General features: G+C 26.9%; 9 protein-coding genes. All 9 read left to right on the plus strand.

The window, feature by feature from the left end; all coding sequences use genetic code 11:
* Positions 1–30 precede the first annotated feature (30 nt).
* Complete coding sequence (ilvC, locus tag GBZ86_RS00880; RefSeq protein WP_152886850.1) at positions 31–1,032, plus strand: ketol-acid reductoisomerase; 1,002 nt, start codon at positions 31–33, stop codon at positions 1,030–1,032.
* A 208-nt stretch (positions 1,033–1,240) separates the two neighbouring features.
* Positions 1,241–2,650: a glycosyltransferase family 2 protein gene (locus GBZ86_RS00885; protein WP_152886852.1), complete on the plus strand. Its 1,410-nt coding sequence runs from the start codon at positions 1,241–1,243 to the stop codon at positions 2,648–2,650.
* 127 nt (positions 2,651–2,777) lie between these two features.
* Entirely contained in the window at positions 2,778–3,833 is a 1,056-nt protein-coding gene (mnmH, locus tag GBZ86_RS00890) for a tRNA 2-selenouridine(34) synthase MnmH (protein WP_152886854.1), read from the plus strand.
* Between the two features lie 4 nt (positions 3,834–3,837).
* Complete coding sequence (locus GBZ86_RS00895; protein ID WP_152886856.1) at positions 3,838–5,787, plus strand: DNA gyrase/topoisomerase IV subunit B; 1,950 nt, start codon at positions 3,838–3,840, stop codon at positions 5,785–5,787.
* A gap of 18 nt (positions 5,788–5,805) precedes the next feature.
* Positions 5,806–8,730: a DNA topoisomerase IV subunit A gene (locus GBZ86_RS00900; protein ID WP_152886858.1), complete on the plus strand. Its 2,925-nt coding sequence runs from the start codon at positions 5,806–5,808 to the stop codon at positions 8,728–8,730.
* A gap of 13 nt (positions 8,731–8,743) precedes the next feature.
* Positions 8,744–9,316, plus strand: coding sequence for a DJ-1 family glyoxalase III (locus GBZ86_RS00905; RefSeq protein WP_152886860.1), 573 nt, complete (start codon positions 8,744–8,746; stop codon positions 9,314–9,316).
* 167 nt (positions 9,317–9,483) lie between these two features.
* The gene (locus GBZ86_RS00910; protein ID WP_152886862.1) at positions 9,484–10,686 is read left to right on the plus strand and encodes a M16 family metallopeptidase; all 1,203 of its coding nucleotides are present in this window, start codon (positions 9,484–9,486) and stop codon (positions 10,684–10,686) included.
* Positions 10,687–10,698: 12 nt separating this feature from the next.
* Complete coding sequence (recJ, locus tag GBZ86_RS00915; protein WP_152886864.1) at positions 10,699–12,486, plus strand: single-stranded-DNA-specific exonuclease RecJ; 1,788 nt, start codon at positions 10,699–10,701, stop codon at positions 12,484–12,486.
* 153 nt (positions 12,487–12,639) lie between these two features.
* Entirely contained in the window at positions 12,640–12,915 is a 276-nt protein-coding gene (locus tag GBZ86_RS00920) for a hypothetical protein (protein WP_152886866.1), read from the plus strand.
* The last annotated feature ends 93 nt before the right edge of the window (positions 12,916–13,008 follow it).

Genomic DNA, 13,008 nt, shown 5'->3' on the forward strand with positions numbered 1-13,008 from the left:
GAAATTTGTAATAATTAAGGAGTGAGTTATATGGCAAAATTATATTATGAGAGTGATACAAATTTAAAAATACTAAAAGAAAAGAAAGTTGCTATCATTGGATATGGAAGTCAAGGGCACGCTCATGCTTTAAATCTTAAAGAAAGTGGTATAGATGTAGTTGTTGGTTTATACAAAGAAAGTAATTCTTGGAGAAAAGCTGAAAATGCGGGATTAACTGTTTTAAAAGTAAATGAAGCTGTTAAAATAAGTGATGTAATAATGATTTTAATACCAGATGAAAAACAATCACAAGTTTATAGAGAAGAGATAGAACCTAACCTATCAGAAGGAAAAGCATTAGTATTTGCCCATGGTTTTAATATTCATTATGGTCAAATAACACCACCAAAATGGGTTGATGTATTTATGGTTGCGCCAAAAGGACCTGGTCATATGGTTAGAAAAACTTATGAAGAAGGATCAGGTGTACCTTGTTTAATAGCAATATATCAAGATTTTACTGGTAAAGCTAAAGAAATAGCATTAGCTTATACTAATGGAATTGGTGGTGCAAGAGCAGGAATTTTAGAAACTTCCTTTAAAGATGAAACTGAAACTGATCTTTTTGGAGAGCAGGCTGTTTTATGTGGAGGAGTTACTGCTTTAATTAAAACTGGATTTGAAGTTCTTACAGAAGCAGGATATGCACCAGAAAATGCTTATTTTGAATGTTTACATGAGATGAAGCTTATAGTGGATTTAATGTATCAAGGTGGCATGAGTTTAATGAGATATTCTATAAGTGATACTGCTGAATATGGTGATTACATGATAGGTAATAGGATAATTACAAATGAAACCAAAGAAGAAATGAAAAAAGTTCTTAAAGAAATTCAAGATGGTACATTTGCAAAAAACTGGTTATTAGAAAATGTAGTTGGAAGACCAAATTTCAATGCAATGAGAAATATTGAAAAAAATCATAATATTGAAAAAGTTGGTGAGGAATTACGTGAAATGATGAGTTGGATAGATAAAAAAGTAGATTAATAATATATAAGTGACTCACTAAAAATGCTTATTTTTAGCTGAGTCATTTCAATGAAATATTTTAATTGAAAAGTATAGCATTATGTAAAATATATTCATCATTTCATAAGTAACAATAAATGTTAAAACTTTTGGCAGAAATAATTTTTGCAAAATTCTCTAACAATTGTTATAATGTCAAGGGTAATTTTATTTTAGGAGTGAGATAATGGAAAATTTTGAAAATTATGTATTTTGGATAAGTGCTGCTTTTCAAATTGGTGTTTTCTTAATAATGGTATATTATTTGGTGATTTCTCTTTTTGGTTTTTACAAAAAGAAGGATAAAAAAATTTATAAGCCTGAAAAAAGGTTTGCTATGATAGTTGCTGCTCATAATGAGGAAGTAGTTATAGCAAATTTAGTTGAAAGCTTAAAACATTTAGATTATCCTAAAGAGTTATATGATATATTTGTAATTGCAGATAACTGTACTGATAATACGGCAAAGATTGCAAGAGAAGCTGGAGCTAATGCTTTTGAAAGATTTAACAAAGAAAAGCGTGGAAAAGGTTTTGCTCTTGAGTGGATGTTTGATAAAATATTTAAAATGAAAACACATTATGATGCAATAGCTGTATTTGATGCAGATAATTTAGTTGATAAAGATTTCTTAAAAGAAATGAATAATAAAATGTGTGAGGGATATAAAGTTGTTCAAGGATATATTGATACAAAAAATCCACAAGATTCTTGGATAACAGAATCTTATGCAATAGCTTTTACCTCAGCAAATAGAATGATCCAGTTAGCAAGAACTAACTTAGGATTATCTGCCCAAATAGGAGGAACAGGATTTGTTATTGATACTGCAACTCTTAAAGAGTTAGGATGGGGAGCAACTTGTTTAACAGAAGATTTAGAGTTTAGCTGTAAATTAATATTAAACGGAGAAAAAGTTGGTTGGGCTCATGATGCTAAAATTTATGATGAAAAGCCTTTAACTTTAAAAGCTTCTTGGGCACAAAGAAAAAGATGGATGCAAGGTTTTGCAGATGTAGCAACTAGATATGGTAAGAAATTATTTATAAAGGGCCTAAAGGAAAGAAATTGGGTAGCATTAGATTGTACTATATATGTTATGCAACCATTTATAACTATAGCTACAGGTGTGGCAGCGTTATTAACATTTGTTCAAATGAGAGCTGCAAATGGGTTAGGTATATTTGTTATAAGTTATTTATTTAATAATACTTTATGGCAAGCATTTTGTATATTCCAATTTTTATTAACGCCTTTAGTGTTGTTTTTAGATAAGAAAATGAGTTGGAAGTTATTTGTTATATTTACTTTATACTCATTAAATATTTTTATACAACCATATTTAATAAATGAATTAGGAATAATTAATAATGCTTTATTATTAACAGTATTTAATATTTCATATGTAGGCTTATTCTTAATAGCAACTATATTATTATTAGGAAAAAGAAATTTCCAGATATTCTATAGATACTTAATTTATCCTATATATATATTAACTTGGATTCCAATAACTATACAAGGAATAATAAATAAGGATAAAAAAGAATGGTCTCATACTAAACATGTAAGACAAATAGGTATATATGAAGTATAATATATAGGCGCCCAATAGGGCGTCTATATTATTTTGTACAAATTTAAAAGATAAATACAGAACTAACGTTTGACAATAAAATTTAAAGGAATTATACTAATTTAGTAAATTGAAAGGTGGGAATCATATGTTTGGTACAATTACTTATGAAGAAATATATAAAAAAGAAAATGATTTTATATTTATAGATGTAAGAAGTCCTAAGGAAGCTAAAGAGGAGCCATTATTTGGTGCTATAAATATTCCAGTGTTATTAGATGATGAAAGAGATATTGTTGGTACTCTTTATGTTAGAGAAAGTGTAGAGGAAGCTAAAAAATCAGCAGTTAAATTTATTTCTAAAAGATTACCTGAAATTTTTGAGCAAATTCAAGATTTATATAAAAATAATAAAAATAAAAAGATAGTAATGTTTTGTGCTAGAGGTGGCATGAGAAGTGGTAGTTTATTTTCTTTATTAAATAGTTTGGGCTTTAAAGTTTTAAAATTAGAAGGTGGCTATAAAGCATATAGAGCATTTATTTCTAAGAAAATAGAAGAATTTTCACAGGAGATTAATTTTATAGTTTTATATGGTAATACTGGAGTAGGAAAAACAGAGCTTTTATATAAACTAAAAGAAGATGGATTTAATACCTTAGATTTAGAAGGATGTGCAAATCATAGAGGTTCTATACTTGGTGGCGTTGGATTAGGTTCTTGTCATACACAGAAAAAATTTGACTCTTTAGTTTATGAAGCTTTAAGAAAAAGAAATAATAACATAGTTTTTGTTGAAGGTGAAAGTAGAAGAATAGGAAGAATTTTAATTCCAGAAGTTCTTTTTAATAAAATTTATAAAGGTGAAAAAGTTAGAATAAATTCAGATTATGAAGTTAGAGCTAAAAGATTAGTTAATGAATATACAGCTTTTGAAAATGTAAATATACAATTAGAAGAAGCTTTAAGTGTGTTAAAAAAACATATAAGTGAAGAAAATATAAATTATTATAAAAAATTAGTTAATGATGGCAATTATGAAGAAGTTGCCCTTGAACTAATGAAAAAATATTATGATCCAATGTATGGAGTAAGTGCAAAAAAACATAATTTTAGAGAACAGTTGATAATTAATGATATGGAAACAGGAATGGAAGAGTTAAAAAGAATATATAATGAAGTTTCTAGGGAGGTAGTAAAATAATTTTATGGGTAAAGGAATAAAAACTAGTTATGATGTTACTGATTTAACATCATTGGAAAAGTTAGAGCCTGTTAGAATAAGACCAGGTATGTATATAGGATCTACAGGAACCAAAGGATTACATCATTGTATTTGGGAAATACTTGATAATGCTATAGATGAAATATCTAATGGGTATGGTAATATAGCTAAAGTAATTTTAAATAAAGATAAAAGTGTTACTATAATCGATAATGGTAGAGGAGTGCCAACAGGTATACATCCTATAAAGAAGAAATCAGGGGTTGAAATGGTTTTTACTGAACTGCATACAGGTGGTAAGTTTAATAATAAAAATTATAAAACTTCTGGAGGATTACATGGTGTTGGAGCCGCTGTAGTTAATGCTCTTTCTAAATGGTTAGAAGTTGAAGTAAAACAAAATGGAAAAAGATATAATCAAAGATTTGAATATGCTATGGATAAAGAGCTTAATAAGTTTATGCCAGGAACACCTGTAACGGGATTAGATATAACAGGTAAATCAAAGGAAACAGGTACAAAGGTAACTTTCTTACCAGATAAAGAGATTTTTTCTACTACGGATTTTAAATTTGACATTATAGATGAAAGATTACAAGAATTAGCATTCCAAAATAAAGGAATAAGATTGGAATTAATTGATAAAAGAAAAGATGAAGAGGTTCAAAAAGAATATTTTTCAGAAAGAGGTTTATTAGATTTTATAGAGTATCTTAATGAAAGTAAAACACCTCTTCATCAAATTCCTATATTTTTCGAAGGAGAAAGAAGTGTAAACAACATACAAATGTATGGAGAAGTATGTTTACAATTTACAGATTCTACAACAGAATATATAGCAAGTTATGTAAATAATATACCTACTACAGAAGCAGGTACTCATGAAACAGGATTTAAAACTGGAATGACTCGTGCATTTAAAGAATGGGCTAAAAAATTAAATTTGATAAAAGAAAAAGATAAAGAGTTTGAAGGTGATGACCTAAGAGAAGGTATGACTGCTATAGTAAGAATTAAAATTACTAATCCAGTATTTGAAGGACAAACTAAAACAAAGTTAGGAAATAATGAAGCTTATACAATGATGAATGATTTAGCTTATACTAAGTTTTCACATTGGATAGAGGATAATAAAGAGGTTGCAACTAGTATTATTAATAATGCGTTAGATGCAGCAGCTAGAAGAGAAAAAATAAAAAAAATAAATGAAGCAGAAAAGAAAAAGATAGGAAAAGGTACTGCACCTTTAGCAGGAAAGGTAGCAGTTTGCACATTAAAAGATAATTCAGTAAATGAGTTTATTGTAGTTGAGGGAGATTCAGCTGGGGGATCAGCTAAGCAAGCAAGAGATAGAAGATTCCAAACTATAATGCCGTCAAAGGGTAAGATAATGAATACTGAAAAACAAAAACTAGAGAATGTTTTGGCTTCAGAAGAATTAAAAATATTTAATACAGCTATAGGAACTGGAACTTTAGACAATTATAAAGAAGAAGATTTAAAATATGATAAAATAATTATTATGAGTGATGCTGATGTTGATGGATATCATATTAGAACTCTTTGGATGACGTATATATATAGATATATGAAACCATTAATAGCTAATGGTCATTTATATTTAGCACAACCACCTTTATATAAAGTATATAAAAGTGGTAAAGGCGGAGACAAAGTAGCATATGCTTATTCTGATGAAGAGTTAGAAAAGGCTAAAAAGCAAATTGGTAAAGGTGCATTAATTCAAAGATTTAAAGGTCTTGGAGAAATGAATCCAGATCAATTGTGGGAAACTACCTTAAATCCAGAAAGTAGAACTTTAGTTCAAGTAACCATTGACGATGCTGCCAAAGCAGAAAAAATGGTATCATTACTAATGGGAGATATTGTAGAACCAAGAAAAAATTATATGTATAAGTATGGTGAATTTTAATAGATTGGAGATGTATATATGGCAAAGAAGCAAACTATAATTCCGAAAGATAATAACATAATTAGAATTCCTTTAGAGGAAGCTATGCCAGATAATTATTTACCTTATGCTATAGAGGTTGCAAAGGATAGAGCGTTACCAGATGTTAGAGATGGATTAAAACCAGTTCATAGAAGAATTTTATATGGTGCCTATATGCTTAAGGCATTTCCAGATAAACCTTACTATAAATCAGCAAGAATAGTTGGAGATATATTAGGTAAATTTCATCCCCATGGAGATAGTTCAGTATATGATGCTATGGTAATATTAGCTCAAAATTTTTCAACTAGAAAACCATTAATTGATGGCCATGGAAACTGGGGTTCAATAGATGGAGATGGAGCAGCAGCTATGCGTTATACGGAAGCTAAATTATCAGCTATATCTATGGAGATGTTAAAAGATATAGATAAAGATGTAGTAGATATGGTTCCAAACTATTCAGATTCAGAATTAGAACCAAAAGTATTACCAGCAAAATATCCTAATTTGTTAGTTAATGGAACTTTTGGTATAGCGGTAGGTTTAGCAACTAATATTCCACCACATAATTTAAATGAAGTTATAAACGGGACATTAGCATATATAGAAAAAAATGAAATAACAACCAAGGAGTTAATGGAGTACATAAAGGGACCGGATTTACCAACAGGTGGTGTTCTTATAGGAAAAAAATCTTTAAGATCAGCTTATGAAACTGGAGAAGGTAAGGTTACTTTAAGAGCAAAAACCTCTATAGAAAAACTTGAAAGTGGAAGGTTAGGTATAATTATTACTGAATTTCCCTATAGAAGAAATAAAGCTAAAATACTACAAACTATTTCTGAAATGACAGGTGATAAAAGACATTCAAAGGCTTTAGAATCTATAACAGATATAAGAGATGAATCAGATAGAACAGGAATAAGAGCGGTTATAGAATTTAAAAAAGCAGCAGATCATGTTGTAGTAGATAAAGTATTAAAATATTTATTTAAGAAAACAGATTTACAATGTAATATAAGTTTTAATATGGTAGCTTTAGCAAATGGAAAACCAGAAACAATGGGGTTAAAAACTATAATAACTCATTATGTAAATCATCAAAAAGAAGTAATAACAAGAAGAACAAAAAAAGAATTAGACATTGCTGAAAAAAGATTCCATATTATAGAAGGTTTTATAAAAACTATTGATATATTAGATGAAATAATTGCTACTATAAGAACTTCGAAATCCAAAAAACATGCTCAAGAAGAATTAGTATCAAAATATAGTTTCACAGAGGAACAAGCTCAGGCTATATTAGAGTTAATGCTTTATAGATTAACGGGTCTTGAAATAAAAGTATTTCAAAAGGAACATAAAGAATTAATTAAAAAAATAAAATATTTTAAAAGTATTTTAAGCAATGAGCAAGTATTATTAAGCGTTATTAAGGAAGAACTTTTAGAAGTAGCTAAGAATTATGGTGATGATAGAAGAACAGAATTGATAGAGGATGATAGTGAAGCTAAAATAGATTTAGAGGAATTAATAGTAGTAGAAGATGTTATGCTAACTATTTCTAATGAAGGCTTTATTAAGAAAGTTCCTTTAAAAACATATAATCGTTCCAATGCAGATGAATCTGAAATTGATTATAGAGAGGGAGATTTCTTAAAATTCCTAATTAAATCTAATACTAAAGATACTATTTTACTATTTACTGATAAGGGAAATGTTTATCAATTAAAATGTAATTCTATAGTAGAAGGTAGATGGAAAGAAAAAGGTGAAAAATTAGAAGATTTATTAAAAGGGTTAAATTTAGAGGAAGAAAAAATTATAATTGCAAAATCAATAAGTAATTTTTTACCAGATAAATGTTTTAAATTTATAACAGCTAAAGGATTAATTAAAAAAACAACTTTAGATAAGTTTATCACTTCTTATTCAAAACTTATGGCTTTAAAACTTAAAGGGGAAGATAAGTTAATTAATGTTAAATTATGTGACTCATCAGAAGAAGAAAAATTCTTAAAAATAAAATTAAGTAATAATTTAGAATTTACTATTGAAGAACCAGTTTTAGATTTTACAGACAGAAATATTTTAGGTGCTGAGCTTTGTAATTTTAATAAAGAAACTGTTATTCAAAGTTTAGAATATATAGAAGAATATTTATATAGTGAATTTTTGGTGGGAATAAATAAAAATGGGAAAGTAAAAATATATAATAAAAAATCAAATGATTCTTATGAAAAGGTATGGACAAATTCTAAAGCATATATTTTAGCCTTTTCTAATAAAGGAAAAGTTTTTAAATTTCCAAGTTATTTAGTTCAACAATGTGAAGAAACACATTTAAGTAAAATTGTAGATAATTTTGAAGAAAATGAACATATAATAAAGGTATTATCTATTAAAGAGAATAATAAGAATAATTTATTTGTATATTTTTTCTCTAAATTAGGAATGATTAAAAAAACTCAATTATCAGAGTTTTATGGAGTATATAATAATCAATTATCATATAAATTTAAATCTAATATTGATGAATTGGTTTCAATTGATATTAATTTAGAAGAATGTACAGTAATAGTTGCTACTAAAAAAGCATTAAGCATAAAGTTTTCTTCACTAACTGTGAATACTATGGGGAAATTTGCTTCTGGAGTTACATCTATAAGTTTAAAAGATGAAGATGAAGTTATATTTGGAAAATGTTTATCTATATTTTTTGCAGAAGAATTTTTAAAGGTGTATAATGAACTTGCAATAACTACAAATGAATATAAAAAAATAGTATTAACTACAAAATTAAAAGATAAAAAAGAAATATTAATAGACGATATAAGACTTCAAAATAGAGCTGGAAGAGGAACTAGTCTTATGACTATTTTATTTGATGATTATGTAAAAGATGTAATAGTTAAATAAAGGAGGAGAAAATATGAAAAAGGTATTGGTTTTATTAGCTGAAGGTTTTGAAATTTTAGAAGCTTTATCTGTAGTGGATGTTTGTATAAGGGCTGGAATTAAGTGTGATACTTGTGGGATAGCTTCTAATGAGGTTAAAAGTTCTCATGGTATAAGAATAATTGCTGATAAGGTATTTAATGAAGGTGATTTACTTTCTTATGATGCTATAGTATTACCAGGTGGAATGCCGGGAGCAACTAATTTAAGAGATGATATAAGAGTATTAGAATTAGTTAGAGAATATAATAGTTCAGGAAAGATAATAGCAGCAGTTTGTGCAGCACCAATAGTGTTAGCAGAAGCAGGAATAGTTTCAGGCAAAAAAATAACAAGTTATCCAGGATTTAATGAACAACTTGGAAATTGTATATATATAAAAGACAAAACGGTAGTAGTAGACGAAAATATAATAACAAGTAGAGGACCAGGAACTTCATTAGTTTTTGCATTAGAAATAATAAAACAATTAGGGTATGAAAAAGAAGCTGTGGAAATAAAAGAAGGAATGATGATAAATTTTTTCTTAGAACATAGTAATAATTAAATAAATGTGATAAATTTTAGAGTAGTAATTTTTGCTACTCTATTTTTTTTAGAAAATTAAATATTTTTATTAAAACATAGAATAGTTAATTATACAAAATATATATTTTGGTGATAAAATATAAAAGACTTTTATTAGTATTTAATAATAGAGAAAAGGGAGTTAATATGAAGAAGTATGTACTAGAAAATGGTGTAAGATTTTTATATAAATTTAGAGAAGGAAAACATACCTCTTTTACTATAGCTCTAGAAGCTGGTGCAAATAGTGAAGAAAAGAATATAGGTTGTGCTCATGCATTAGAGCATATGCTTTTTAAAGGAAGTAAAAATCTTACTGAACAAAAAATTAATAGCAAGCTAGATGAATTATTTGGATTTAATAATGCTATGACGAATTTTCCTTATGTTATTTATTATGGAACTACGTCAAATGAGGATTTTAAAGAAGGATTTAACTTATATAGTGATATAGTTTTAAAACCAACATTAAACAGTAATGGTTTTATAGAAGAAATGAATGTTATAAAACAAGAAAGTATAGAGTGGAAAGAAGATTTAGAACAATATTGTGAAGATTTATTATTGCTTAATGGGTTTAAAAAGGAAAGATTAGAGCAGATAATAATAGGAAATGTAGATGAGTTAGAGAAAATAACTTTACATCATATAAAAGAGTTTTATAAAAAGTTTTATATAGCTAATAATATGGTTATTTCTATAACAACTTCTTTAGATTTTGATTATGTTAAACAGATAGTATTAAATAATTTTAAAGATATTAATAGAGGAGTATTAAATTTGGTTGAAATTAAAAGAGAATTAAATGAAAGTAAAACCTTTATTAATGATATACAAGGTATTGAGGGTGCTAAAATAGCTGTTGCATTTGATATACAAAATTTATCTTTAAGAGAATTGTGGATTTTAAAAATATTTAACTTATGGTTTGGAGAAGGTGTAAGTTCTTTATTATTTGATGAAATAAGAACTAAAAAAGGATTAGCCTATGAGGTATATAGTGAAGTTAAAGGTGAAAAAGGTATAAATTTATTTAAAATTAGTTTAAGTACAAATAAAGAAGATATAAATGAATCTCTTAATATAATTAATGAGTGTATTGAAAAAGCAAAAAATTTATATTTAAATGAAAAAGATTTGAAAACCTTAGAAAAAAGATTTAATTTAAAAACTTCTTTAGAGTTAGAAAGAAGTATAGTTGTAGCTAATAGAACAGCAATTTATGAATTAATGTATAATGATGGGTCATATGTATTTAAAGAAATGGATAATAGAAATTGCACTATTGAAGAAATGAGAGAAGTGGTGAATAAGGTTTTAAATAATGCTATTATCCAAATTTTAAAGTAGGAGATGCAGTAAATGAAAGAAAAATGGATGATAAGAAATATTAAATGTGAATTAAAACATTTAATTAATGAATTAAATATAAGTGATACAGCAGCTAGACTATTAGTTAATAGAGGTATATATAAAGTAGAAGATGCTAAGAAATTTCTAGAACCTAAAATAGATTATTTTTATAAGTCTGATTCTATGAAGGATTTATCTAAATCAATTAATTTATTAAAAGAAAATATTGATCATAATAAGAAGATATTAATTGTAGGAGATTATGATGTAGATGGAGTAATAAGCACATATATCTTATATAAATGTTTAAGTAGATTAAATGCAAATGTAAGTTATCATATTCCGGATAGAATAAAAGAAGGCTATGGGATTAATGAGAGTATTATTAGAAAGGCTAGTAGTGATAATGTTGATCTAATTATAACTTGTGATAATGGTATAGCAGCAATAGACCAAATAAAGTTAGCAAAAGATTTAGGAATAAAAGTAATAGTTACAGATCATCATGATGTACCATTTAAAGAAGATGATAATGGAAATAGAGAATTTATTATTCCAGAGGCAGATTGTGTTTTAAATCCAAAGCAATTAGAGTGTCAGTATCCATTTAAAGGATTATGTGGTGCTGGAGTAGTTTATAAATTAATGGAAGCATTAATGGATGTTTATAATATATATAAAGAAGAAATTGTTGATTTATTGCAATATGTAGCTATTGCAACAGTATGTGATGTAGTTGATTTGGTAGATGAAAATAGAATAATAGTTAAAAAAGGATTAGAACTTTTAAATAATACTAACAATATAGGTTTAAATGCATTATATGAAGAGACCGAGATTAGTAATAAAACAATTACAGTATATACACTAGGGTTCATATTGGGTCCAAGTATCAATGCATCAGGTCGTCTTGAGCAAGCCTTTTGGGCATTAGAACTATTATTAAGTAATGATGTTAATAAAGCAAAACAATTAGCAAAAAAACTTAATGAGTTAAATAAAGAAAGACAAGATTTAACTAAAGAAGGCGTAGATAAGGCTATTTCTATTATTGAAGAAAATAATATGAATAATAATAAAGTCTTAGTAGTTTACTTAGAAGATATTCATGAAAGTATAGCTGGCATAATAGCAGGAAGAATAAGAGAAAAATATAATTTGCCAACCATTATTCTTACAAAAGCTCATGAGGGAGCTAAAGGTTCAGGAAGATCAATTGAAGAATATAATATGTTTGAAGAATTATTAAAGTGTAAAGACTTGTTAGGCAATTTTGGGGGTCATCCAATGGCTGCGGGTATGTCAATTCCTATTGAAAATATAGAGGCTTTTAGAGATAGACTAAATAAAGTTACTACATTAACAGAAGAAGACATTATGGTTAAAGTGCAAATTGATATGGGATTACCTTTAAATAAAGTAAACTATGAATTGATAGACCAAATATCATTATTAAAACCATATGGAAAAGCAAATCCTAAACCAACTTTTGGTATGAGAAAATTGAAGTTATTAGAGGCAAAAATATTAGGTAAAAATAGAAATGTACTTAAACTTAAATTAAGTGATGGAGGCCTAGTTATTGAGGGAATATATTTTGGTGATATAGAAAGTTTTGAAGAAACTATGAAATGGGAATTTGGAGACTATGAATATGGGAGAGTTCTTAATGGAGAACCTAATAATGTTTATTTAGATGTGATTTGTTTCCCAGAGATTAATGAATATATGGGGAATAAGAAAGTTCAATTAGTTATAAGTAATTATAGAGTTTCTAAGCAAATTATTTCGAGATAGTTTTGAAAGGATTATACAATGAAAATTAAAATTTTAGAATTATTTAAAAGTATTGTTATGTTTAAGAATGAGGAATATTTAAGACCGTATGTTTTAAAGTCTATGATAGAAAATTATAATTTGTATTGTAAATAGTCATTATTAATAACAGGTGTGTATTATATTTTAAGAAAACAATCTAAAGAGATAAAATTTGATAATATTAAATTAAACTATAGTGGAGCACTTGTATTCAGTTATTGTAATCATTCAGGAGAATGCTTTATAAAAGAATTAAAATCTTTTAAAGAGGTTGAAGATTATATATTAGGAGGAGCAGTATACTTTAATATGTTTACTGATTTAATAATAGTTTTTTACAATGGAGATATAAAAGAATTTAATGTTATAAAAAAGTTACCTAATGATGAAAAAGTAATTTTAGATTAGGGTAATGATAAAGAGTGTAGTGGTACTATAGTTGAATGGATTTAATAATAAAAAAATTCCAGTAAAATTATTTTAAGTTTTACTGGAATTTTT

The sequence above is a fragment of the Clostridium tarantellae genome (assembly GCF_009295725.1).
GTDB classification, from domain to species: domain Bacteria; phylum Bacillota; class Clostridia; order Clostridiales; family Clostridiaceae; genus Sarcina; species Sarcina tarantellae.